Annotated in this window: 24 protein-coding genes; 11 read left to right on the forward strand and 13 right to left on the reverse strand. The window is 30.9% G+C overall.

Annotated elements, in window-relative coordinates; all coding sequences use genetic code 11:
* The first annotated feature begins 26 nt into the window (after positions 1-26).
* A complete protein-coding gene (locus ACVC5O_RS02190; RefSeq protein WP_452219829.1) occupies positions 27-725 on the forward strand; it encodes a class I SAM-dependent methyltransferase in 699 nt (232 codons plus the stop codon).
* Here ACVC5O_RS02190 and ACVC5O_RS02195 read toward each other — a convergent pair whose 3' ends face one another.
* The 5 genes from ACVC5O_RS02195 to ACVC5O_RS02215 form a co-directional block, all read right to left on the reverse strand.
* Positions 726-1,253 (reverse strand): DUF2059 domain-containing protein, encoded by a 528-nt coding sequence (locus tag ACVC5O_RS02195; RefSeq protein ID WP_452219830.1) that lies wholly within the window; start codon positions 1,251-1,253, stop codon positions 726-728. It abuts the gene before it with no gap.
* 33 nt (positions 1,254-1,286) lie between these two features.
* Positions 1,287-2,909, reverse strand: coding sequence for an amidohydrolase (locus ACVC5O_RS02200; protein ID WP_452219831.1), 1,623 nt, complete (start codon positions 2,907-2,909; stop codon positions 1,287-1,289).
* Between the two features lie 113 nt (positions 2,910-3,022).
* Positions 3,023-4,777, reverse strand: coding sequence for a TonB-dependent receptor (locus tag ACVC5O_RS02205; protein WP_452219832.1), 1,755 nt, complete (start codon positions 4,775-4,777; stop codon positions 3,023-3,025).
* Positions 4,778-4,810: 33 nt separating this feature from the next.
* Positions 4,811-5,329 (reverse strand): T9SS type B sorting domain-containing protein, encoded by a 519-nt coding sequence (locus ACVC5O_RS02210; RefSeq protein WP_452219833.1) that lies wholly within the window; start codon positions 5,327-5,329, stop codon positions 4,811-4,813.
* 7 nt (positions 5,330-5,336) lie between these two features.
* Positions 5,337-8,351 carry a tetratricopeptide repeat protein gene (locus ACVC5O_RS02215; protein ID WP_452219834.1) on the reverse strand — a complete coding sequence of 1,005 codons (3,015 nt, stop codon included), beginning with the start codon at positions 8,349-8,351 and terminating at the stop codon, positions 5,337-5,339.
* Positions 8,352-8,555: 204 nt separating this feature from the next.
* Here ACVC5O_RS02215 and ACVC5O_RS02220 point away from each other — a divergent pair, with 204 nt between their 5' ends.
* Genes ACVC5O_RS02220 through ACVC5O_RS02230 form a run of 3 tightly spaced genes read left to right on the forward strand, consistent with a single transcriptional unit; the run spans position 8,556 to position 11,308 of the window.
* A complete protein-coding gene (locus tag ACVC5O_RS02220) occupies positions 8,556-9,281 on the forward strand; it encodes a glycosyltransferase (protein WP_452219835.1) in 726 nt (241 codons plus the stop codon).
* Positions 9,282-9,283: 2 nt separating this feature from the next.
* Complete coding sequence (locus ACVC5O_RS02225) at positions 9,284-10,615, forward strand: hypothetical protein (protein ID WP_452219836.1); 1,332 nt, start codon at positions 9,284-9,286, stop codon at positions 10,613-10,615.
* A gap of 9 nt (positions 10,616-10,624) precedes the next feature.
* Complete coding sequence (locus tag ACVC5O_RS02230) at positions 10,625-11,308, forward strand: cell division ATP-binding protein FtsE (RefSeq protein WP_452219837.1); 684 nt, start codon at positions 10,625-10,627, stop codon at positions 11,306-11,308.
* Here ACVC5O_RS02230 and ACVC5O_RS02235 read toward each other — a convergent pair.
* Positions 11,305-12,222, reverse strand: coding sequence for a hypothetical protein (locus ACVC5O_RS02235; protein WP_452219838.1), 918 nt, complete (start codon positions 12,220-12,222; stop codon positions 11,305-11,307). The two genes, ACVC5O_RS02230 and ACVC5O_RS02235, sit on opposite strands and share 4 nt — an antisense overlap.
* Before the next feature lie 144 nt (positions 12,223-12,366).
* Here ACVC5O_RS02235 and ACVC5O_RS02240 point away from each other — a divergent pair, with 144 nt between their 5' ends.
* Entirely contained in the window at positions 12,367-13,260 is an 894-nt protein-coding gene (locus ACVC5O_RS02240) for a glycosyltransferase family 2 protein (RefSeq protein WP_452219839.1), read from the forward strand.
* On the opposite strand, the gene ACVC5O_RS02245 is transcribed toward ACVC5O_RS02240, so the two are convergent.
* Both ACVC5O_RS02245 and ACVC5O_RS02250 read right to left on the reverse strand, forming a co-directional pair.
* Positions 13,250-13,651, reverse strand: a complete 402-nt coding sequence (locus tag ACVC5O_RS02245) for a sugar 3,4-ketoisomerase (protein ID WP_452219840.1) — start codon at positions 13,649-13,651, stop codon at positions 13,250-13,252. The genes ACVC5O_RS02240 and ACVC5O_RS02245 overlap by 11 nt on opposite strands.
* A gap of 1 nt (position 13,652) precedes the next feature.
* Positions 13,653-14,723: a glycosyltransferase gene (locus tag ACVC5O_RS02250; protein WP_452219841.1), complete on the reverse strand. Its 1,071-nt coding sequence runs from the start codon at positions 14,721-14,723 to the stop codon at positions 13,653-13,655.
* Positions 14,724-14,784: 61 nt separating this feature from the next.
* Between ACVC5O_RS02250 and ACVC5O_RS02255 the strand changes: the two genes are divergently transcribed.
* Complete coding sequence (locus ACVC5O_RS02255) at positions 14,785-15,927, forward strand: glycosyltransferase (RefSeq protein ID WP_452219842.1); 1,143 nt, start codon at positions 14,785-14,787, stop codon at positions 15,925-15,927.
* Here the strand turns inward: ACVC5O_RS02255 and ACVC5O_RS02260 are convergent.
* The 4 genes from ACVC5O_RS02260 to typA all read right to left on the reverse strand — a co-directional run bounded on the left by ACVC5O_RS02260 (position 15,924) and on the right by typA (position 21,387).
* Positions 15,924-17,171, reverse strand: a complete 1,248-nt coding sequence (locus tag ACVC5O_RS02260; protein ID WP_452219843.1) for an O-antigen translocase — start codon at positions 17,169-17,171, stop codon at positions 15,924-15,926. The genes ACVC5O_RS02255 and ACVC5O_RS02260 overlap by 4 nt on opposite strands.
* 69 nt (positions 17,172-17,240) lie before the next feature.
* A complete protein-coding gene (locus ACVC5O_RS02265; RefSeq protein WP_452219844.1) occupies positions 17,241-18,341 on the reverse strand; it encodes a DegT/DnrJ/EryC1/StrS family aminotransferase in 1,101 nt (366 codons plus the stop codon).
* Positions 18,338-19,210 (reverse strand): GNAT family N-acetyltransferase, encoded by an 873-nt coding sequence (locus tag ACVC5O_RS02270; RefSeq protein ID WP_452219845.1) that lies wholly within the window; start codon positions 19,208-19,210, stop codon positions 18,338-18,340. Before ACVC5O_RS02270 ends, ACVC5O_RS02265 begins: the two co-directional genes overlap by 4 nt.
* Positions 19,211-19,587: 377 nt before the next feature.
* Complete coding sequence (gene typA / locus ACVC5O_RS02275) at positions 19,588-21,387, reverse strand: translational GTPase TypA (protein WP_452219846.1); 1,800 nt, start codon at positions 21,385-21,387, stop codon at positions 19,588-19,590.
* Positions 21,388-21,665: 278 nt separating this feature from the next.
* On the opposite strand from typA, the gene kdsA reads away from it, so the two are divergent.
* Both kdsA and ACVC5O_RS02285 read left to right on the forward strand, forming a co-directional pair.
* On the forward strand, positions 21,666-22,484 hold the full coding sequence (kdsA, locus tag ACVC5O_RS02280) for a 3-deoxy-8-phosphooctulonate synthase (RefSeq protein ID WP_452219847.1): 819 nt from the start codon (positions 21,666-21,668) through the stop codon (positions 22,482-22,484).
* Between the two features lie 4 nt (positions 22,485-22,488).
* Positions 22,489-23,202: a hypothetical protein gene (locus ACVC5O_RS02285; protein WP_452219848.1), complete on the forward strand. Its 714-nt coding sequence runs from the start codon at positions 22,489-22,491 to the stop codon at positions 23,200-23,202.
* 16 nt (positions 23,203-23,218) lie between these two features.
* On the opposite strand, the gene ACVC5O_RS02290 is transcribed toward ACVC5O_RS02285, so the two are convergent.
* Entirely contained in the window at positions 23,219-23,602 is a 384-nt protein-coding gene (locus tag ACVC5O_RS02290) for a DUF1801 domain-containing protein (protein ID WP_452219849.1), read from the reverse strand.
* Positions 23,603-24,227: 625 nt separating this feature from the next.
* Here ACVC5O_RS02290 and ACVC5O_RS02295 point away from each other — a divergent pair.
* The 3 genes from ACVC5O_RS02295 to ACVC5O_RS02305 all read left to right on the forward strand — a co-directional run bounded on the left by ACVC5O_RS02295 (position 24,228) and on the right by ACVC5O_RS02305 (position 25,554).
* Positions 24,228-24,836 (forward strand): hypothetical protein, encoded by a 609-nt coding sequence (locus ACVC5O_RS02295; protein WP_452219850.1) that lies wholly within the window; start codon positions 24,228-24,230, stop codon positions 24,834-24,836.
* Positions 24,833-25,162, forward strand: coding sequence for a hypothetical protein (locus tag ACVC5O_RS02300; RefSeq protein WP_452219851.1), 330 nt, complete (start codon positions 24,833-24,835; stop codon positions 25,160-25,162). Before ACVC5O_RS02295 ends, ACVC5O_RS02300 begins: the two co-directional genes overlap by 4 nt.
* Before the next feature lie 98 nt (positions 25,163-25,260).
* Positions 25,261-25,554 (forward strand): winged helix-turn-helix domain-containing protein, encoded by a 294-nt coding sequence (locus ACVC5O_RS02305; RefSeq protein WP_452219852.1) that lies wholly within the window; start codon positions 25,261-25,263, stop codon positions 25,552-25,554.
* Positions 25,555-25,592: the final 38 nt, after the last annotated feature.

Here is a 25,592-nt window from a genome sequence, read left to right on the forward strand (position 1 = left end):
AATTCAGTATAAAAATTAATTTTTAAATGAAAGACCTATTCGGAAAAGCGTTGTTAGATTATTATAATGGAAATTATACCGAAGATATTATAACGTCAACCAATATTTCTGAAGAAGACATACTACCTCTTCCTTATTTATTTCGTAGTTTTTCTGAAATGCCTTTAATCGAACAACAGGCTTTAAAACTGTCTAGAGGAAAAATTTTAGATGTTGGTTGTGGCTCAGGTTGTCATAGCTTGTATTTACAACAGAAGCATCTACACGTAAAAGCAATAGATATTTCTAAAGGCGCTATTGAAGTTGCTAAAAAAAGAGGTGTTAAAAACGCTGAAGTTTTACCACTTTTAGAAGAAACTGAAACTTTTGATACCATTTTATTATTAATGAATGGTACAGGAATTTTTAAAGAGTTACAACAAGTTGCCACTTACTTAAGCCATTTAAAAACACTGTTAAATCCCAATGGTCAAATTTTAATAGATAGTAGTGATATTAAATACATGTATCAAGACGAAGATGGTGGATTTTGGCAGGATTTAAATACTACATATTATGGCGAATTAGACTATTATTTAAGTTATAAAAACGAGAAAGAATTGCCTCTAAAATGGCTATATCTCGATTTTAAAACGTTAAGTATAGCTTGCGCAAGGGTTGGCTTAAAATGCCAAATGCTCACCGAAGGCGAGCATTTTGATTATTTGGCTAAAGTTTTTATTTAATTATAAGTCATATCCTTTTTCAGACAATTTATTAATCACAGATTTGTATAAATCACTACTCCACATTTGTGCAATTTTGCTCATTGCAGCATTCATTTCATCTTGAGAGCCTACAATTTTCTGTCCTGTATCACTAGCGTAAAATTCGTTTAAAATCACTTTATCTCCTTCACTAAGATCTCCTTGTTTAAACATGTTTTTTCCTGCATTAGTTTTATATAACGCATTCATATTTTTTACATCTTGGTGTGTAAACAATCCTTTATATGCAGACACTATCATTTGGCTTAACTCTGCTAAAGATTCTTTTTTAACAGATTTTAATTCCGTCCAAACTTCTGCAGGCACATTTTTACTTTCGTATTGCTTTTCTACCATAGTAAACATTTGATCTACTACATTCTCGTAATACGCATACGTTCCATTACTTTTAATACATTGTTTTACATCTTCACTATATGCATCTACTTGAGCAAATACAGGCGAAATTGCCAGTGTAAGGAATAAAAAAGCTACTATTTTTTTCATGTTTTTGTTTATTAGATGTTTTTTTAAAATCAATTATTGTGCCACACCATTAATATAGGTCTCAATTACATTTATGTTTGGAATATCTTGCTCTGGGACAGTCATTATATCGTTATCTAAAATAATAAAATCTGCCGATTTGCCAACTTCTATACTTCCTTTTTCCTGGTCTTCAAAATTAGCATAAGCAGCCCAAATAGTCATTCCTTTTAATGTTTCTTCTCGTGTTAACCCATTTTCTTTATTAAATCCATTTTCAGGATACCCTTTTACATCTTGCCTAGACACAGCTGCGTAAAAGGTTAAAAACGGACTCACATGTTCTACAGGAAAATCGGTTCCTAAAGCTATTTTGCCACTAACTTCTAAGAGTTTTTTATAAGCGTAAGCACCTTTAATCCTGTCTTCTCCTACTCTATCTTCTGCCCAATACATATCGCTAGTAGCATGTGTTGGTTGAACAGAAGGGAAAATATTTATATTTTTAAACAATTCAAAATCATTATCAGTAATAATTTGAGCGTGTTCTACTCTCCAACGTCTATCAGATTGGTTTTCTAAAACCTTATTATAGGTTTGTAACACAAAACGGTTAGCAGAATCTCCAATAGCATGTGTATTCATTTGGTATTCGGAATTGGCAATTCTATTCGCTAAAGCTTCGTAATCATTAACACCAATAACCAATGCTCCAAAATGATGTTTTTGGTCAGCATAAGGCGCTTTTAAAGCAGCTCCACGAGAACCCAATGCACCATCTGCATAGACTTTAACAGATTGTACATTTAGTCGCTCTGTTTTTATTTTTCCTTTGGGTAAAAAATAGTCTAAATTTTCTTTTGTATTACTAATCATCGCATACATCTTAGTATTTAAAGTACCTGCTTGTTGTAAACTGTCTATTAAATTTATAACCTCTTTTTCTAAACCTGCATCAGAAACTGTGGTCAATCCCAAATTTGTACAAATGTTTTGAGCCTCGAGTAAGGCATCAATTTGTTGTTGTTTAGTTGATTTTGGAAAAATAGCTTCGACTAATTCCATAGGATTATCGATTAAAACACCTGTTAATTCTCCATCTTCTTTTAGTATTTCTCCACCTTCAACAATGGTGTTTTTATCAATTTTAGCCAAATCTAAAGCGGCTTGGTTACATAACATCGCATGACCATCGATACGTGTTAAAGCAACAGGTGTGTTTGGAAATAATTGATCTAATAATTTTTTGTTTGGATATTGCTTTACATCCCAATCGTTTTGGTCCCAACCTCTACCAATAATAAAGTTAGCGTTTTTCTGGTTTTGAAAATCGGTAACCCGTTTCATCACCTCGTTAAAACTTGTTGTGCCTACTAGGTTTACTTTTTGTTGGTTTAATCCTAATCCATAAAAATGGCAATGTGCATCTATAAAGCCAGGAAGTATTGTTTGTCCTTTTGCATCAATAGTAGAAGTGGAATTGTATTTTTTTTGAATAGCAGCAGTTGTACCTACTTCAATGATTTTTCCGTTTTTAATTGCGAATGCTTCAGCTGTATTAAACGAGTTGTTTACAGTATAAATGTTTCCGTTTATGACTATGCTATCGGCTTTTTGTTTTTCCGAAGTACAAGAAAACAATAACACACAAATTACAATGAGTTGAGGGATTTTCATTTTAAAAATTTTTGTAAATATAAGCATAAAAAAAGCCTCAAAAACTGAGGCTATAATTATTAATATGAAAGTTTAAAATAGATTATAATTAAAGATTCCTATTTATTTGTGAACTAGAAATCAAACTTATACGTCGCTCCTGCTAAAAACTGAATGCCTTGAACTGGTGTGTTTTGCCATTTCTCGTAGTTTTCTCCAATAATATTGTTCGCTTTAACAAATACTGAAAAACGATCGTTTATATGGTAGCCAACATGAGCATTAGCATCGAAATAACTCTCTAAAGTCACTACACTTGTTGGGTTTAAAAAAGAAGGAAAGGCTGGATTTCCAATATCATTAAATCCTGCTAAGTCTTTACGTTCGCCAACGTAAAATAAATTTGCTCCTGTAAACCATTGGTCGTTAATTTGGTAATCCATAAATAAAGACCCTTTAATTTCTGGTAAATTCCAAGCTTCGGCTTGCGAGTCTGTATTGTAAGCAAAGTATTCTACTTTAACTCCTAAGGTGAAATTTCTGTTCATATCTACACTCAATTCACCTGCAAAACTAAGGGTTGTTACATTATCGTAAACTAATCCAAACGAGTTTCCGTATTGGTAATCTTCGGAAGCATTAAAACCATAAGGCACTAAGTTATTTTGGTATAGTGCTTTGTTTTTTTCTGAAACGTAACGTGCGTTTACAGCGTAGCTCATAGTATTAGACAACTTCCCTTTTAAACCTGCAAAAGCGTTGTATTGCTGGTCTGTTGGAATTATAAATAACGTTGGTGACACAAAGGGATTGAGTTGTGCAAAATCGTAGTAGGAATTCTGGATTAATTCTCCTGTTACACCTCCAAATGCAATTAAAACATCATCTACTAACCTGTAAGAGGCATTGAAATTCGGGTAGATATATAGCTTACTTTCACTTGCCTCGGTATTATTTAAGTAATTTACAGTAAAACCTAAATCAACGGTTAAATCTTCTTGAGTTAATTGAAATGAAGGTGACAATCCTACTATAAAATTTCCATAATTAATGGCGTCTGTAGTGCTATAATTTCTATCGAAACTACCTCCTAAATAATCGAGACTTAATGCAGTTTTAACACCTTCTTCCAAAACAGGAACAGTAAATACGCCTTTAGCTTTAAACCTGTTTTCTCCAGAGTTTTGGTTGTCTCCAAAGCGTCTGAATAAAATTTCGGCAGCATTTACAACACCATCTTCAAATTTAACATCTCCACCAATGTGTGCTGTAGTAAAATTATGTGCGACATTTAAAGTATCTGCAGTGGTTTGATCAAATGTAGCCTGTGGCAAACCATACCAATTAAATTTTTGAAAGGCAAAACCACCTTCGGCATTCCAAGATAAATCGCGTAATTTTTTGGAGTAATTTAAATTGATTTTAGAATCTATAAAATCGTCGTTTAAAAGTACGTCTTCAATTCCTCCACCAGAAGAATGATGGCTTACATAAGCACCAATATTTTCGTTGTTAGAAATTTCGTGATTTAAATAGACTTCGCCTAAAACAGTGGTATAAGTTCCAACACCTAAAGTTGCGTAATGGTTATACAGTTTAACTTTTTCGGCTTTATCCACTACTGCAGCTTTTCCTTTTGCTGGAGTAAAGGTTGAGGCTACAGGAAAAGAAAATATATTATAGTGTATTTCTTTTTTAGTCGTGGTTTCCTCATCGTTTAAATTAGGTGTTTCCTTCACCTTAAAAGCATCAGAAATTGTTGGCTCATAAGGTTTTATAACATTAATAACATCTGTTTTAATGGTATCCTGTTCGCGTTCTTGAGCAAAAATTACGGTTGTAATTAATACTAAACACAATACTATGCATTGATTTCTTTTATTAAACATAAAGTTTATGTGTTTATTTAATCTTTAATTATTTTATAAGCCGTTTAAAGCAGGATCATATCCATTAGAATTTTCACAATCTGCAAAACTAACACCTTCAGGCTGAAGTCCTTTAACTAAACAGAATGTTCCTGACTTTAAATACGTGTCTTCATTTTCTACAACAATTTTGTATTTGTAAGTTCCTTCAGCTAAATCATCAAAATTATTATCTATAATTACTGGAAAAAAATTATTGGATTCACCATAATTGGAACTGGAATACACCAAATTATCTTCGTAAAAAATACTTACAGTGTGGTTGGCATAGAGTTGAATATTTTCTATTGAAAACTTATCGTTAAAACCATCATTATTAGCAGTTAAGATGTTGTACACTTTTATTTCACCTTCTGATTCGTCTAAATTATTAACATTATCTCCAAACACTGGATCTACTGAGCAACAGCCTAAAAAAACGTTCTCTTCCTCGCTAGGTGAATCCTCATTATTATTACAGGAAATACATAATAATATTCCGCTAAGTACTGTTATAATTGCTTTTCTATTCATAATTAAATTAATCTTCTGGTATAATTGAAGCGTTTGTTTTTGCTTGTTCTGTTTTTATTTTATTGAGTTCTGCTTGTGCCTCTTCAATAACATCGTCGTATTCTTTAGAGTTTTTTAATACATTTTCTAAAATATATGTGGCTTGAAAAGCATCGTCTAAAGCATAAAAGTTTTTAGCCATTACCACTAATCCTTTTGCAACGTAATATTTGTAAGTAGAATAGTCTTTTACTAGTTTTTGTAAGGTTGTATTTGAACTTGCAAAATTGCTGTCTTTATGTTTAAAATAGGCATTATAATACAACGCTTCTGCTGCAGTAATTCCTGTTGCAGTTGTTTCTACTTGCGCATAGGCTTGTCTTGCTTTAGCTTCATCATTAGTTTTTATTGCAGAACGTGCTATAATAACATGAGCATCGCTTTTAATTTTATTATCTAAATTTGAATTTAGTAGAACTTTTTCGGCGTAAGCCACAGCATTATTGTAGTTTTCTAATTGGTATTCCGCATTCATGATATTAGATTGTGCAAACACGATGTTTTGCGGAAAACTTGCTTCGTTTTCAAATCGTTTTAACTGCGGAATTGCACTAGACCAACTTTTACTGTCCAGATAAATTTGTGATAAACGCAGTAAGGCTTCTTCTGTAAATTCGCTTTGCGATGCGTTAGTAACATACTCATAATGAGGAGTTGCATTCTCTTTTAATTCTTTTTTAAAATACAGTTGTGCTAAATAAAAATGAGATTGCAAGGCATGCAATCCATTTGGAAACTGATTTAAATAGCTATTAAATTGCTTAATGGCTTTATTGGTATTGTTGTCTAAATATTGTTTTTCGGCAGATTCGTAAGTCGCATTATCCAAATCTGCATCTGTAACCTCTACGTAATCTAAGGTGTTTACCCAAGTTGCATAATCATCTACTCTACCTAAATCTATAAAAATTAATCGTGCTGTTGCTACTGCTTGATTGGCTTCTGGAGTACCAGGAAAATCCGAAGCTACTTTTTTAAGTTTAGTTAGTGCTTGCTCATTTTGTCTAGCGTTATAGTACACTAAACCTTGACGTAACATGGCTTTTGGAACAAAAATACTTGTTGGATATTCTGTAGCTAAACGCTCATACACTTGCATGGCTTTATCGTTTGCATTGCTTTTGGTGTACTCATTTCCTAAATCGTACATCGCATCGTCGCGTAATTTGGATTTTGGGTACTGCTGTAAAAAGGATACTAATGCGTTAATTTTAGTGTCTTTTTGACCTAAAAAACCTCTACTCATTGCTTTTTGGAAGCTTGCATAATCTGCTTCTACTTTACCTACTTGGATCGCTTTATCGTAAGCTTCAATAGCTTGTGTATAATTACTAGACACAAAATACGCGTCTCCAAGTCTTAAATAAGCATCGTTTAATCTTACTTTATCTTCTTGATTGCTCGTTATAAATTGATTAAAATAAGTTGTTGCTTGGCTATAGTCCTTTTTCTTAAAATAAGTATAAGCAATATTGTAGTCTATATTTTGTTTTTCTGGCGAAGTGATATTCATGCCATCAAACTGTTTAAACCCAATTAAAGCATCGTCGTAATTAGTTAAATTATAATCGGTTTCTGCTTTCCAAAACGTTGCTCTAGCTGTGTAAGTTTCGTTTTGTTGTTCTTTTAACGAGGCGTTGAATAATTGTAAAGCTTCTTGGTAATTGTTTTCATTATATAGTTCTAAACCTCTATAAAATGCTACTTTTTGGTAAGCCACTTTACTTTCAAAGCTATTTTTTCCTTTTAATAATACTAAAGCGTCTTTGTAGTTTTTGGATGTAATGTAAGAATCTATGAGTAAAATCTCGATATCTTCTTTGTATTTAGTGTTTGGGTATTTACTTAAATAATCCGACAATACTTGTGGAACAGACTGGTAAGGATTCCCAATCTCGTAACTTACTTTCGCATAATTTAGCCAAGCATCTTCTTGGATTTTTAAGTCAAAATCCATTTGAGAAGCGTTTCTAAACGCATTTAAAGCTTCTTGTTTTTTGTTAACACTTACATAACTTTCGCCTAAATGATAATATGCATTTTGAGCTACGCTATCTTTACCCTCTATTATTTTATTAAATTCTGAAATAGCGTTTTCGTAGTCTTTTTGTTTGTAATATGCATAGCCTAATTGGTAGTAATCTGTGTTATTCCATTTGCCTTTTGTGCCTTCGTAGGCTTTTAAAAACGGAATAGCCTCTGCATAGTGCTCTAAATTAAAATGGCTTTCGCCTATAATTTTGTTGAGTTGAGAGATTTCGTTTTTATCACTATTTTGTAATTGTGCTGTTGCGAGTTCTATAGCTTTTTCAAACTTGCCTAATTTAAAATTTAAATCTGCTTGATAATACGAGAGTTTTTCTTTGTATTTATCGTCGTCACCAACTTGGTCAAAATAGGTGTTTGCTTGATCGTAATCATCGCCTTCATAAGCCATAAAACCTATATAATACTTAGCTTGCGAGCCATATTTATTGGAGTTTTCTACACGAGATAAATAGTCTTTAGCTACTTTATAATTTTTGGTGGTGAATGAAGCATACCCATTATTAAAATAAAATTTTTCACGTTCTGTTCTTGCTAATGCAGCTTCATCTACTTTTGCATACCATTTTTGAGCATAGGCATATTTTCCGTTTTCAAAATAGTAGTCAGCTACATCTGTAAATGCAGAATTCTTTTTTGTACTTGTTGGGTACTCTTCTACAAATGCTTCAATAAGTTGGTCTGCATTTTTTTGATTTAAACGTACAGCACTATTAGCAATGTAATACGTGCAATCGCCTTTTAAAATAGGATCTTTAGTTTCTTTTTTAATTTTACTAAATAAAGATTGTGCAGCAAGATATTGACTGTTATTATATAGTGTAAGTGCTTTTTGATAATCGACCAAATCACTTGTATAGGTTGTAGATTGTTGCGCAATCAACTGCATGCTAAAGCATAAGGCCAAAAACAATGAAATGCTATTTTTTAAAGTCATTTAAACGCGTTTTTATTAAAAATCAAATATAATTTAATCCTAAAATGATAACGTTAGAATTTTGTTATAATTATGAACTAAGTTATTAAATGTTAAAAATGATTGTAAAGGGTTTTAGTTCTGGTTTTGCTAATCCATTATTAAATAATACTTTTACAAGTGTTAGAAATCCATAGTATTTGTGTTCTAACTTAAAGCACTTACATGTCTAAAACTTGCATCATTATCCCTTGTTACAATGAAGAACACCGACTAAAGCGTCAGGTGTTTATTGATTTTCAAAATAAAAATGATGTGTTTGATTTGTGCTTTGTAAATGATGGCAGTACAGATGCCACACAAAAAGTTTTAGAACACTTAATTCACCAAGCAAAAAACACCAGTTTTATTAATTTAAACACTAATAAAGGTAAAGCCGAAGCAATTAGAACTGCAGTTTTAAAATTAAACACCAATTACGATTTTATTGGGTATTTAGATGCCGATTTATCTACACCTTTAGAAGAAATGCAACGCATACAAAGCATAGCAATTGCTAAAAACAAAAAAATTGTAATTGGATCGCGAGTTAAAGTACTTGGTGCTTCAATACAACGAAAAGCTTATAGGCACGTTTTTGGACGAATGATTGCAACATTTATAGACGATTTTATACTTAAATTAGAAATTTACGACACGCAATGTGGAGCGAAATTGTTTGAAAGCAAGCTAGCAAACGAGTTGTTTACTCTACCTTTTAAAAGCAAATGGTTGTTTGATGTAGAGCTTTTTGCACGCGCAAAAAACACTTACGGAATTGACTTTTGTAAAGAAGAAATTTTAGAAATCCCTTTAAAACAATGGCATGACGAAGGTGATAGTAGAATCACTTTTTTAGATGTGCTAAAAACACCTTTTAATCTCCTAAAACTATATAGTCACTATCGCTAAAAATGTTAAGAACACTCAACGCTTTTATTTCACAACATAGTATTAAAGTTTTAGTGCTTTATGCTATTTTAATTCGCTTAATACTTTTTGTGATTTACCAAGGTGTAACCATATATCCTGATAGCGAAAACTATATAGATTTAGCCAATTACCTTTCTGGTTTTAGCTTAGAAAATTATACTGGAGAACGTACTCCTGGTTTTCCTGCATTAATTGCTCTTGCTAATAACAACTTACAAATTACTGTACTATTTCAGTTAGTACTTGGTGTTTTAAGCACCTATTTAGTTTATGATTTTAGTAAGATAAAATCCAAACAGATTAACTTATCGTTTTGGATTGCAACACTATATACATCGTTTTTTCATGTGCTCTTTTTTGAATTTTCTATGTTAACAGAAGCGCTTTCTATTTTTCTAGTTATTTTAAGTTTTTGGTATATTGAAAAATTTCAGTTGTTACAAAAACAAACTACAATTAAACATTATATTATTCTCTCGCTTATTTTAAGTTGGATGTATTTAACACGACCTCTTTTTATTTACTTCCCATTGGGTTTCTTCTTATTTTACAGTGTTAAGCACTTTAAATTAAAGTATATTTTAAAAAGCACACTCGTTTTAATACTTCCTTTTATAAGCTATTATGCTTGGAATAGCCTAAACGAAAAAAACATAGGTTACTTTACCAATACTTATTATTTTGGTATTAATTTATCGCAAACTGCAACCTCTTTTTTTGATAAAGCACCAGATAAAGACAAACTTATTAGAGATATTTTTGTTAAACATAGAGACTCTATTGCAATCTATGCTCCAAAAAAACACCCAATGTCTGTATGGTATGCTTACGATGAGTTGTTAGAAAAAACAAAGTTGAATGCACCAGATTTATCTAATAAACTAGGGAAAATTTCCATAGATTTATTTAAAGAGTATCCAGAATTATATATCAAACAGGTTGCTTATTCGTGGTATTTATTTTGGAATGCACCAGGCTTACATTGGAATGCAGAAAAACTTAGTAACACAAAAATTAGAGGAGGCATTAGTGTATTATGGACGCTTATTTTAAGACATGTAGTTGTTATTTTTAATGTACTGTTTATCTTTTTTGCACTAAAAACTCTAATCGCTTTTTTTAAAAACAAATTAAAACCTTTAGATTCAGACTTATTTTTGCTTTGTATTGTACTGTCAGGCTCTATTTCGCAGGCTTTAGTTGCTTATGGTACAAATTCGAGATTTAGCTTTCCTTTTTTCGCGTTAATTGTTTACTTTGTCGTTTCTAAACTATATGCTTTAAAACGCAATGTTTTCAGCTTAAAAAAATAATATAAAACGATGTCACAACCAGTTCTAGAGTTAAAAGATGTTTCTATTTTTCAAGGAGAAAGTTTAATACTATCTAACGTAAATGTAGAAGTTAACAAAGGAGATTTTGTGTATTTAATTGGAAAAACGGGCTCTGGTAAAAGTAGTTTTATGAAAATGCTTTATGGCGATTTAAAACTTAATGAAGGCGAAGGCCATATTGTAGATTTCGATTTAAAGACGTTAAAAGAAAAAGACATTCCGTTTTTAAGACGAAAACTAGGTATTGTTTTTCAGGATTTTAAACTCCTTACAGATCGTACAGTTAATGCTAATTTAATGTTTGTTTTAAAAGCTACAGGCTGGAAAGATAAAGAAAAAATGAAAGCACAAGTTGAGGCTGTTTTAGATAAAGTAGGTATGAAAACTAAAGGTTTTAAATTCCCTCACGAATTGTCTGGAGGAGAACAACAACGTATTGCTATTGCACGTGCATTACTTAACGACCCAGAACTTATATTGGCAGATGAGCCTACTGGTAATTTAGATCCTCAAACGAGTGTTGAAGTTATGGAAGTGTTACAAGAAATCAACAAAAATGGCAATACTATTTTAATGGCTACGCACGATTATGCACTGCTTTTAAAATACCCAAGTAAGACTTTAAAATGTGATGATAATAAGATTTTTGAAGTGGTACAGCGTAAAGCTTAATCTATTAGTTCACTCAATAATTTTGTGCATTTCTCTGCACCTTTTTTGTTTAAGTGATTAGCGTCAAAAAAATCCGAAGCTTCAAAAAATTCGTTATGCATTAAATTAATATAATTTACATTGCTATTGGCTTTTGCTAGCACTTTTGATGTACTATCTATAGTTTTTAAATTTTTAGCATCCAAGCCGTTTAAATAAGGCTTACTTATTGGAAAACTCACTAAATATACTTGTATGCGTTTAGCTTTACAACTGTCTATTATGGACTGCAAGCGTTTAACGTTTTTATTAATTTGTAAAGAGTCCTTTTTTACTTTACTTAATTTGCTTTTCGCAGATTCTTCTAAGTTCGGCACACTAGCTTCTAAAGTATTTAACGTTGTAAATCCGTTTGGCAATGCAGTAACTAACGACTTATTTTGTTTTGAGTTTTTATAAAATTTATAGTTTGCCTTAATAGATTTTGTGAAAACTAAGCTGTATTTTTTTAAGTTGAAAGCCGATAATTCAGGAAACTCCAAATCCATCTGGTTTGCATAATAATATTTTAAGTTTTTTAAATTGTTGGAGTAGCTTTCGTTTAAATTCCCTTCAGTAATAGTTAAAATTATATTTTTTAACTTCGGAAAACTATCTACGTGTTTATCAAATAACAATTTATCTATAATAATAGGCTGAAAATTATTTGATGCATTAAATGTTTTCGTTTTTAAATATTCTGGGTTTAAACCATAAAATGCATGCGAATCTCCAAAAACTAAAGTTTCAGCAGAAGCATAATTATTTAGAAGTTGCTCGTGTTTATAAGAATAATTTGTAGCTGTTGTTTTGTATAACGAATGGGTTAAAAAAAATAAAACTAACACAGTAATTACAACTGCAACACATCCATAAATTAAAATTTTCTTTATCAAAGCTTTACTATCTTAGTCGTTGTAAATTTTCTTTTATAATTTACTACGAATGTAATATTTTATTGATAATTTGAGCATTTAAATATCAAATACCTCTTTTAAATTTTATTTAGTTTCAAAAATTTAACAAGAAGCTATAACTATATGATTTCTATATTAATTCCAACATATAATTACGATGTATCGCCATTAGTAGCTCAATTGCATAAACAATTAAGTACCAACGCAATTGTATTTGAAATCCTAATTTTTGAGGATGGAAGCAAAAAATTTATTAATGCTGTTAGTGGTTTTAGCTCTACTAAGCTTATTATTAATAAAGAAAATTTAGGACGTGTAAAAGCAAGACAACAACTTGCGACTCTTGCACGCTATGATTGGTTACTATTTTTAGATGCAGATGTTTTACCGCAATCCAATGAGTTTATATCCAATTACTTAAAATCAAAAATATTACATTTTGATGCTGTTTTTGGAGGATTTGCATATTACGAGTCTGCTCCAAAAAAAGAGTTTATGCTACGTTGGAAATATGGTAAAACTAAAGAACAAGTACCAGCTGCAGTAAGAAACAAAACCCCTTATAAGGTTATAATTTCGGCAAATTATTTAATAAAAAAGGATGTTTTTAACACTATAAACCAACAAATTGAAGACACTAAAGGCTATGGATTTGACACCTATTTTGGTGCATTACTACAACAAAACAAAGTAAAAGTGCTACATATTGACAATACTGTTTATCACTTAGGCATAGAAAAAAGTGAAGTGTATTTAAAAAAGAAAGAAATGGCTGCTTTAACTTTATTACATTTTTACAATTCCAAATCCTATAATGAGAACAACAGTAATGATTTGCTAAAGTTTTTTTTAAAAATAAAACGTTTAAGGTTGGTTTGGTTTTTTAGTTTGGCACACACTGTTTTAGGCGCTGTAATTAAACGCCAATTAATGAGTAAAAACCCATCTATCAATCTGTTACAGCTGTATAAAATTTCGTTTATGTGCTCTGCTTATAAAAAAAATCTTAATGTTTAGATTTTTTAAATTCGTCATATTCGCGTATGTAATCGGTTTCGTCAAAAACTTCTGAGGCTAAAACTAAACACACTGCTCCTGACGAAAAATTTTCGAGTTCGCGCCAAATTCCTGGTACAATTAATAAGCCTTTATTGGGTTTATTTAAAGTTACTGTTTTTTTGTTTTTCCCATCGTCTATAATCACATCAAAACTACCACTTAATGGTAAAAGCAATTGATATAATACTTTATGCGCATGCCCTCCTCTATATGCATCACTTGGTACATCGTATAAATAGTAAACTCTATTTATTTTAAATGGAATTGTAGCATCTTCAATAACAGCAATATTACCTCTAACATCATGTATTTTAGGTATTTCAATTATTTTAACGTCTTCTATTTTCATTTTAATCTATACTTTCTATGAGATTTTTCCATTGTTTAGCACTTTGTATCATTGAAAATCTTTGGACACTTCTTACAGCATTTTGTTTACAAGTAGCATATAATTTATTATCAAATATAAAACTATTTAAAGCTTCGGAAAGTATTTTAGCATTATGATTTTCTACTAGTAAACCATTATACTTGTGTTGTATTATTTCATTTGGTCCAGACTCACAATCTACAGACACTACAGGAGTACTTAAACTTAAAGCTTCTGGCAAAACCATCGGAAATCCTTCATTTCTACTCGTTAGTACTGTAAATTTGGCGTTTTTAATATATGGAAATGGGTTGCGTGTATGTGGCAAAAACACAATAAAATTTTGCAGTTTTAATGTATTTACTTTTGTTTTAAGCATCTGCAAATCTTCACCATTACCTAATATAACTAATTTTATAGCATTATCTTTAAGTTTTGATTGTTTGTAAGCTTCAATTAAAAGTGAAATATTTTTTACTTTGTCTATTAGTCTTCCGTAGAACAAAATATACTTATAATCAATGTCAATATTTTCTGTTGCTTGTTTTGCATTGTATTCAATATCCACAGCATTATAAATAGTAACCACGTTACTTAATTTGTAAAAATTTTTAAGCTTAGTATGTATAGCATTACTTACGGTAACATGAGTTATTGAAGTATCAAAAAACAAATCGTAAATCCATTTTTGTTTTGGTAAATAATGTTCTGTTTTATAACTATGGACAACATTAACTATCTTTCTGTTTTTATAAACTAGTTTTTGAATTAAAAATTCTTTTAGTGCATTTGGTTTAGAACGATGATCTATAATAACATCAAAGTTATGAGTTTTTAAATACTTTTTAAATACTTTAAAACGCTTCCTTCTACTTAAAACATGACCATTTTTGTCTCTTAGATCTCCTAAATTTAATAGTGTGCCCTTAAAATCATATTCTATGTGATTTAATACAGTAACAATATGAACATTATAGCCTAAATCACTTAACATAATTGAATTTAAAGCTGTTGAACGTTCAACACCTCCTTTTCCTAATGAGGAAACCACTAAACAAATTTTTTTATTGTTATTTTGCAATTCTAAAGAGATTAGAAACCAAATATAGTAAATGAAAATCTTATTAATAGGAGAATATAGCAGATTGCATAATTCGCTAAAAGAAGGCTTAGTTGAACAAGGACATGAGGTTTTGCTAATTGGTACTGAAGACGGGTTTAAAAATTTTGATGTAGATATACATATTGGCTCCAAAATAGCCAAGTATCCTATTTTAAAGTTTATAAATTTAGTGCTCTATAAATTACTAAACATAAACTGTATTGAGCGTGAGCATGCGTATAGATTTAGAAAACTACTCCCTATTTTAAAGGATTACGATGTTGTACAATTAATTAATGAACGTGCAATAAAATGTAGCCCAGAGCAAGAAATAAAATTAATAAAAAAAGTAAAACAACAGAATAAAAAAATAGTTCTGTTGTCTTGTGGTGTGGATTACACAAGCGTTAAATATGCTTTGGACAAAAAATTTAGATATTCGGTTTTAACTCCTTATTTAGAAAACCCAGCATTAGAAAAAGAGTTTAAGTATGTATTAATTTATAATACTGAGCCATATTTTAAACTTCATAAATTTTTACATGAAAATAGTAATGGTGTAATCGCTTCTGATTTAGATTATCATATTCCATTAAAAAACGAAAAAAACTATTTAGGCCTTATACCCAATCCTGTTAATTATAAAAAATTAGAATACGTTGATTTATCTATAAACGAAAAAATAATAATTTTCCATGGTATAAATAGTGCCAATTATACAAAGAAAGGTAACGTGTTTTTTGAAAAAGCGTTACATAGCTTAAAAGAAAAATATAATGATAAGGTTGAAATTATAGTAACTACAGACATAAAGTACAAAGAGTATATAAAACTTTACAATAGCGCACACATTGTTTTAGACCAAGTCTATGCCTACGATCAAGGCTACAATGCTTTAGAAGCTATGGCAAAAGGAAAAGTAGTGTTTACAGGAGCTGAGCAAGAATGGTTAGATTTTTATAATCTTGAAGCAGACACTGTAGCAATTAATGCGCTACCTAATGAAGTTGACATTTTTAAAAAATTAGAATGGTTGATTTTAAATCCTGAAAACATTATTAATATCTCTAAAAACGCCAGAGCATTTATAGAAAAAGAGCACGATTATGTTGCTATTGCTAAGCGTTATGTGTCTGTTTGGGAAAATGCTTAATTAAAATCTTCGGCATCTTCACTCTCTGGAATAATCCCAAATAACGACGAACTGAAAATAAATAAAATTAAAGCATAATACATTACATAAGTCACAAAGTGAGCAATAGTTGCTCCTTCTACACCAAACTCGTCTATAAAAAACACACTTGTTGCGTATAAGATTAAGACTGAAAATGCTTCTGTAATAATATAGTGCCAAAACATTCTTTTAGCCAAAAACTGATAAGCAATTACAATAGAAAGTACTTTAATAAAATCGCCTAAAAGTTGCCATAAAAAGAGGTCTGTAACTGGTTCAAATTCTTCAGTAAAAAGTACTTTAACAATAAAAGATCTTAAAAAATAAATGACAACTAAACCTATTGCAAAAATCGGAATTATTGTTTTGTAAAAATTAAAAACTTCTGCTCTAAAATCTTTAATATTATTAATTTCTGCGAATCTAGGCAAAATATAAAGTGCTAGTAAAGAGCTTACAAACATTAAATAGTATTTAGAGATTCTATTCATAGCTTCCCAAAAACCTGCTTCTTGTATTCCTATATTATCTATTAAATAATTTCTAATAAATACAGCAACTAGAGGTAACATAAAAGCAGAAAATAATGCCATTATAGAGTATGAGCTCAGCTTTTTTGCTAAGTTTATACTCACAGCACTTGCTTTAATATAAGGTAAAAAACTGCGTTGATTTAATATAGAAACAATTGTTATTAAAAACAGTAAAGACTCAACAATTACAATGGCAGTTAAAGCTCCATCTATCCTATTTTGCCAAATTAAAAATAGCGTAATAAGAGTCCCAAACACTTGGCCTACAATATTTATTATTATAAGTGTTTTAAATTTAGAGAATCCGTTTAAAATGGAAAATGCCAACATATTTAATGCATAAAATGGCAATGCTAATGCCATAATTCTAATAACATAGGCATAATCATCATATACAGGAAAAATAAGACCATTAATATAATCTGCATTATAATAGCAAAACACAGAAATTAGTGAGGTTGAAAAAACACCTAAATAAAAAACAGTAGAAATTGTTTTAGTTAATCCAACAACGTTTGTTTTATACTGCGCTATATATTTAACAACTCCGTTATAAAGTCCTAAAATAGATATGGATTGTACTGCGCTTAATAAATTTCTTAAATTGCCAATAAACGCTAATCCTTCTGGCCCAATAAATATGGCAATTGCTTTAGATGTTAAAAAGCCTGTAAAGATTTTTACTAGCATGGACACCGAGTTTAACGATGCCAATTTTATAAGCACATTATTGTTTATGTATTTAAAAAATGCTTTCAATTAGTAGCTGTTTAATACATTAATAACTGTATCTACCTCATTGCTTTCCATAACTGGACTTATAGGAATGCTAATTATTTGCTCATGTATTTGTGCTGTAATTGGCAGTTTTAGTGACTTAAATTGAGTTAGCGCTTGTTGTAGATGTGGTGGTTTTGGATAGTGAATTAACGTTCCAATTGCGTTAGTATTTAGATAGTCTGCGAAGTGCTTTCTATCGTTAACTCTAACTACAAATACATGAAACACATGGTCGTTTAAACCACTGTAAAAAGGCATTTGTATTTTATGATTATTAATCTCAGATAAATAACGTACTGCGATTTCTCTCCTTTTTTCGTTATCGCTATCAAGTACTGGTAATTTTACGTTTAATAAGGCAGCCTGTAATTCGTCCAATCTATTATTAAAACCTACATGTTCATTTTCGTATTTTTTAGAAGAACCATAGTTACGTAATTGCCTTAATAAACTGTTTAATTCCGAATCGTTAGTGGTAATTGCACCTGCATCTCCTAAAGCGCCCAAGTTTTTTGAAGGATAGAAACTAAAAGCTGCTGCATTACTTAAATTACCTGCTTTTATACCTTTACTATTTACGGCTCCATGCGCTTGAGCAGCATCCTCTATAACTAATAGATTGTTTGTTTTAGCTAAAGCTGTTATAGATTCCATATTCGCTAATTGCCCATACAAATGCACTACTAAAACAGCCTTAGTTTTATGGGTTAAATGCTTTTTTATAGTAGAACTCTCTATATTAAAAGTATCAGGATTGGGTTCAACTAATACAGGTATTAAACCTGCTTGGATTATTGATAGTATAGAGGCTATATAGGTGTTTGCTGGCACAATAATTTCGTCACCAACACTTAGTTTTCCTAATTTTATGTAGGCTTTAAAAATTAAAATTAAAGCATCTAAACCATTACTAACACCAACACAATGTTTGGTACCACAATAGTTTGCATATTCGGTTTCAAATTGTTCTACCTGATTGCCTAATATATAATAACCAGAATCTAGAAAAACGGAAAACACCTCTTTAAATTCAGGCTCAAAACGCTTGTTTATTTTATGTAAGTCTAAAAATTTAATCATAGCATTACAGAATTTAAATTAGTATAATCACTTGTTGTAATACTATAAAAATCTTGTACTACTGTTCGCGCTCCAAAACCTTCTTTCCAATATTGTAATCCTTCGTTAATATTCTTTCCTTGGTTTTCGTTAGAAATTCCAAAATCGAAATAGCTTTTTTCTTTAAACACAGTATCTATTAAATGAACATGTAAAAAATCTAAGCTACCAAGCGCATTTTTATCTTCATTACCAGAAATATATTGTGAGTGCGCCACATGTTTAGTTTCAAAAATTGTAGTTCCTGCCACAATCTCTTCATTTTTATACACATTAAACTGCCTGATGTTTTTTGGGAATTTCTGTTTTAGCAGCTGTATTTCTTGCAGGCTATGCACAGGATTTGCATGGTGTTTTTCTAGTAAATTTTTGGTTAGAATAGTTGTCCAAAACTCATCGAAATGATCCACTTCCTTTACTACTAAACCATTTTTTAATCCTCTTTTATAGCCTTCTACTCTATCCTTAGAGTATTTAGGTTTTCTGTTTAAATTTATAACTGCCAACGCATCTCTTCTAGTAGGTTTAGCATCTAATAAAAAAAGTATATACAAAAGTTCTTCGCTAGGCACTGCTGTATATATAGAAGGTAACAATTTTAGTTCTATAGTTTCTATAGAGTGTTCATTTAGCGTTTTAAGTAAGGTTTTAAATAGCTCCAAAACCTCTCTAAACTTAGTTTTAGAATGTAAAACTAAACCTCCATAAGTTAATCCTTGATGAGAATATAGTGTGTTTCCTATTCTATTTGCAGGTAAAACAGCAATTAGCTTATTGTTTTTATAAATCATTTGCGAAAAATCATTAAATCTATCGCTGTGATAGTCCATAAAATCACGCTGAAATAAAAACGTGCTATTCTTAGCTTCAGCTATAAAAGCATCCCAAATAGGTTGCTCATTTTCTGAATATGTTTTAATTAAAAAAATAGTCTTAGCGATTTGGTTTATTAGTGCCTCAAATTACTAATTTTATTGTAATAAATTGAAAAATTAGCAGGAAATACGACTAATTACAGTAACGCTAATCTAACTTAAAAATTATTTACAAATGGTGTTCTTTAAATTTCCAACTGTTAGCTTTAGAAATAAACAGTCTATAGCATTAACCTTAAGAGTATAAATTAAAAAAGACATCCTAAACAGGATGCCTTTTTTAAATATGTAAATCCCTTTATGTTGCGTTTGGCAACCTAAGGGTATTGTAATTAAATACTCTTGTTACGTTTACGCTCTACTTCAGTTAAATAAATTTTACGCAAACGTAAGAAATTAGGAGTAACCTCAACATACTCATCTTTTTGTATGTATTCTAAAGCTTCCTCTAAACTAAATTTAATAGCTGGTACTATCTTCGCTTTATCATCTGCTCCAGAACTACGTACGTTACTCAACTTTTTAGTTTTTGTTACGTTAACAGCCATATCATCACCACGAGAATTCTCTCCAATAACCTGACCTTCGTAAATATCTTCACCTGGATCTACAAAAAACTTACCTCTATCTTGTAATTTATCAATAGAATAAGGTATTGCTTGACCTTTTTCCATAGACACTAAAGATCCATTCTGACGTTCCGGAATTCCACCTTTAAGCGGTTGGTATTCTTTAAAACGGTGTGCCATAATAGCCTCACCAGCAGTAGCAGTTAATAATTGGTTACGTAAACCAATAATACCACGAGAAGGTACTATAAACTCACAAACCATACGATCGCCTTTAGCCACCATACTTAACATTTCTCCTTTACGCATCGTTACCATTTCTATAGCTTTTCCAGAAACTGTTTCTGGCAAATCAATAGTCATTTCCTCAACTGGCTCACATTTAACACCATCAATTTCTTTTATGATAACTTGTGGTTGTCCAATTTGAAGCTCGTAACCTTCGCGACGCATAGTTTCTATTAAAACCGATAAGTGTAAGACACCACGACCAAAAACCATAAATTTATCTGCACTATCTGTTTCCTCAACACGTAAGGCTAAGTTTTTTTCAAGCTCTTTATTTAAACGATCTTTAATATGACGAGACGTTACAAACTTTCCGTCTTGTCCAAAGAAAGGCGAATCGTTAATAGTAAACAACATACTCATTGTTGGCTCATCAATAGCAATTGTTTTTAAGCCTTCAGGATTTTCAAAATCGGCAACAGTATCACCAATTTCAAAACCTTCTAAACCAACAATAGCACAAATGTCTCCTGTTTCTACTTGCTCTACTTTTAAACGGCCTAAACCTTCAAAAGTATGAAGCTCTTTAATTTTATTTTTAACAATAGAACCATCTCTTTTCACTAAAGATATATTTTGTCCTACCTTTAAACCACCTCGTGTTAATCTACCAATTGCAATACGACCAGTAAACGAAGAAAAATCTAAAGATGTAATAAGCATTTGCGTCGTTCCTTCCTCAATTTTAGGCTCAGGAATATGCTCAATAACCATATCTAAAAGTGGCTCAATATTTTCTGTTTCTTTTTTCCAATCGTCACTCATCCAATTGTTTTTGGCAGAGCCATAAACCGTTGGGAAATCTAATTGCCACTCCTCTGCACCAAGCTCAAACATTAAGTCAAACACTTTTTCGTGCACCTCATCTGGAGTACAGTTTTCTTTATCAACCTTATTGATAACCACACAAGGTTTTAAACCTAAATCAATTGCTTTTTGTAAAACAAAACGCGTTTGTGGCATTGGACCTTCAAAAGCATCTACTAAAAGTAAAACACCATCTGCCATGTTTAATACACGCTCCACTTCTCCTCCAAAATCCGCGTGACCAGGAGTGTCAATAATATTAATTTTAGTATCCTTGTAAACTACAGAAACGTTTTTAGAAGTAATTGTAATTCCTCTCTCACGCTCCAAATCGTTGTTATCTAAAATTAAATCACCTGTATTTTCGTTTTCACGAAACAGTTGACAGTGATACATAATTTTATCAACCAAAGTTGTTTTTCCGTGATCGACGTGTGCAATAATTGCAATATTTTTTGTTTTGCCCATTCTATTAGTGCCTTATTTTAAGCGTGCAAAGGTACTTAATTTTTATGGATAAATATCTATTTTATTTTTATTTGGGCATTCCCCTTTGTTGCTAGCCATTTTAAGCGCTTTAATTATGGTAACTAACTCAGCAACAAAGCGTCGCGCTATCCACTATATCTTTTTTTTGCCATTAGCCGAAGCAAAAAAAAGGATGCCGCTTCTATCGCTAATGCAGTGCTTGCCAAAAAGTAGTTTTTTAATAGTAACTTTGTACCTTAAATTTAAGACTACAACTTATGCAACTGCAAGACATACCTAAAATAAAACATACTAATTCTAATAATTTTTTCCTTTTATGTGGACCATGTGCTATAGAAAGTGAAGAAATGGCATTTCGTATTGCCGACAAAGTGGTTACTATTACCAATAAACTAGAAATCCCTTATGTATTTAAAGGCAGCTTTAAAAAGGCAAACAGAAGTAGAATAGACAGTTTTACAGGTATTGGAGACGAAAAAGCATTAGAAATACTTGCCAAAGTATCCGAAAAATTTGATGTCCCAACCGTTACAGACATTCACGAAGTTAGCGATGCTGCAAAAGCAGCACAATATGTAGATGTGTTGCAAATTCCTGCTTTTTTAGTACGCCAAACCGATTTGGTAGTAGCTGCTGCAAAAACAGGTAAAGTGGTTAATTTAAAGAAAGGACAGTTTATGAGCCCAGAAGCCATGAAACACGCTGTGCAAAAAGTAAAAGATTCTGGTAGCGACAAAGCTTGGATAACAGACCGAGGAACTATGTTTGGTTACCAAGATATGATAGTCGATTTTAGAGGCATACCAACAATGCGAAGCTATGCTCCTACTGTTTTAGATGTTACACACTCTTTACAACAACCCAACCAAAGTGTTGGTGTTACTGGAGGACGACCAGATATGATAGAAACTATTGCACGAGCTGGAATTGTAAATAATGTAGATGGTTTATTTATAGAAACTCATTTTGATCCTGCAAATGCAAAAAGTGATGGTGCAAACATGTTGCATTTAGACAATTTAGAAGGCTTATTGAGTAATTTAGTGGCCATTAGAAAAACTATAAACACTTTATAAATCTATGAGACTTCTTTTAATTTTTCTACTAGTTATTTCTGTTTCGTGTAGTAACTCTAAACGTGAGAAAAAAATTGTTACAACTAATGATGCCAAACAAAATATGGCTTTAGAAAAAGATTCTACATTAATAGAAGTTGCAGATATACCAATACATATAGACAGTACTCGCTTTTTAATTCATCCTATAGGAGAATATAAAATGTATAAATCTAGAAGCAAAATTGGTTTTGGGTCTTCTAGTTATGGTAAATCAGGTAGTTTTAATATTTCTAGCTTTAATCGGTATCAAATAAATGGCGATTTACTTAATATAAAGTTTGAATCTCTAGATACAGGAAACATTACATCTTTAACAAACAGTAATATTAGAATCCAAACCATTACTTTTTTAAGAGACATTTATAACTCTAAACAAGAGCAGTTTTTAGTTTACAAAGTCATTGATAAAGACACTAATTTAGACAAAAAACTAGATAATAACGATGTAAAGTCGTTATACATGAGTGCAATTGATGGTTCTAATTTTATAAAATTAACCGAAGAGTTTCATGAGTTAATAGATTGGAAAGTTATTACTGTTAATAATAAATTATACTTCCGTAGTCTAGAAGATTCAAATAACAATGGAGAGTTTGATAACAAAGATCAAATTCATTATCATGTTGTAGATTTTAATGCTACAAACAGAAAAGTAACCCGTTACAATCCTATTTAAAAACAGTGTTTCGAAATTAATTATTTTCCTTTTTAGGATTATAAAACGATTTTCCTTTTTGTTTTTCTGCCTCTTTTAAGATGGCAATAAAAATAGCATCATCTATAGCTTCCAAGGTTTTATAACGTAAGGATTTTACAACCTTTCGGTTTTCGCTAACCAAATAATGGTTAAATTTTTCTAGATAAGCCGAGTGCCAAAAACCTACATCCACAAATTGTTTTTTATGACTAGCATTAAAATAACAAACAGGTGTTTCGCCTAAATAATAACAGGGAATTCGCCATTTATATTTTAATTCTGCATCTGGCAAAGTATGCTCCAAAACAAGTTGCAAATGCATTAAAATAGAACGATAAGGTTCTGGCTGGTTAAGTATGTATTCTTCGGCAGGTTTCATAGTATTTAAAATAATCAAATTAAAATAAACGTATCAGTTCGAGTGTTTCGACTTTAGTAGAAATGTATCGAAAAAAATTATAAGTAAAGATACCATTCTAGTTTTTAACAGATTCTCGACACAATTTGTATAAACTTCGCTTAGGTGACTTCAAGCAAATAATATTTTGATTTCGATACTCTCACAAATCACTCGAAATGATGTTACGCAAAGCACAACATTTTATTTTTATAATAAGTTTTAAGTAATCACGTCAGTTCGAGTGTTTCGACGTTAGGAGAAATGTATCGAGAACCCAATCAAAACTTAGAACTTGTTTATACAATTTGTTCGTTCTCATAAATCGCTCGAAGTGATGTTACGCAAAGCACAACATTTTATTTTTATAATAAGTTTTAAGTAATCACGTCACGTCAGTTCGAGTGTTTCGACGTTAGGAGAAATGTATCGAGAACCCAATCAAAACTTAGAACTTCTCGATACAAAATTCTGAAAAAAGAATTTCACTCGAAGTGACAACTATAAGAGCCCATAATTTTTTTAAACGTTTTATAAAATTAAAAAAAATTTATAAGAGAACATTGGATTATTTTTATTTACTTTGTAATTCAAAGTACTTTTTATTATGAGCGAACAGGATTATTTAAAAGACATCAGTGAGATTAAAAACTTAATGAACAAAAGTTCTCGCTTTATTTCCCTTAGTGGTCTCTCTGGTATTTTAGCTGGAGTATATGCCTTAATAGGTGCTGCTGTAGCCTATTATATAGTAAGCAACTCTACTAGAGGCTATTTAATATTAGATGGTAAAATTTTTATAATTTGTGTTGCTATTTTAATGGGAGTTGCGTTTTTAAGTATTGCAACTGGTATTTATTTAACCACTAGAAAAGCAAAAAAAACTGGTGAAAAAATTTGGGATAACTCCTCCAAGCGTTTGCTTTTAAACTTTTTAATTCCGTTAATTACTGGTGGAATATATATTCTTATTATTTTAAACCAAGAACGTTATGGACACACAGCAGCTTTAATGCTAATATTTTATGGATTGGCATTAGTAAATGCTTCAAAATATAGTATTGGCGATATTCGCTATTTAGGCTATACCGAAATTATTTTAGGATTAATCTGTGCATTTTTGCCTAGTTATGGCTTCTGGTTTTGGGTTGCTGGCTTTGGAATTATGCACATAGTTTATGGCAGTATTATGCATTTTAAATACGATACAAAATGAAAAAAGCACTAAAAATTGGAGTGATTGTAACATTAATTATTTATGGTTGCGGACTGGCTTACACCTATTATTCTGACAAAAAATTTACAGCACAGTTTGAAGTGTTTGATGCAGACAAAAATGGTACTATAAGTGGTAATGAAGTTACCGAAGATGCACAACTGTATTTAAACCAAAAGGCCAAACGTAAAACTTTAAAACAAGGCGTAATATTATTAATTCCTGTGGCATTAGTAATTGGTATTATAAGCTTTGCCATAGCGTTGCTTTTTAGTAAAATGAAAAAAATTGACGATAATGAAATTAATTATGGAAGTAGAAACTAATTGGTATAAAGACATATTGTAAACAACAAACTATTATTGTAAACAGCTAAACTATTAATATCATTTAAAATAAAATTCCTGCCTTCGCAGGAAGTATTATGAGCATAATAACAAACATTAACAAAGTATTTGATCACAGAATAAGATTAGGCATTATGTCTATTTTAATGGTGAATGAGTATGCCGATTTTAATATGCTAAAAAACCTTTTAGGTGCCACAGATGGTAATTTAGCCAGCCATACCAAAGCACTTGAAAAAGCTGAATATATTACAGTCGAAAAACAGTTTATTGGCAGAAAACCAAATACACGATACAGTACTACTAAACTCGGAAAGGCTGAGTTTAAAAAGCATATTAATGCTTTAGAAAAATTAATAAATAAAACTTAACTCTATTTTTTTATCTACTTACTTTGTATTTCAAAGTA

It is taken from the genome of Lacinutrix salivirga, assembly GCF_053604675.1.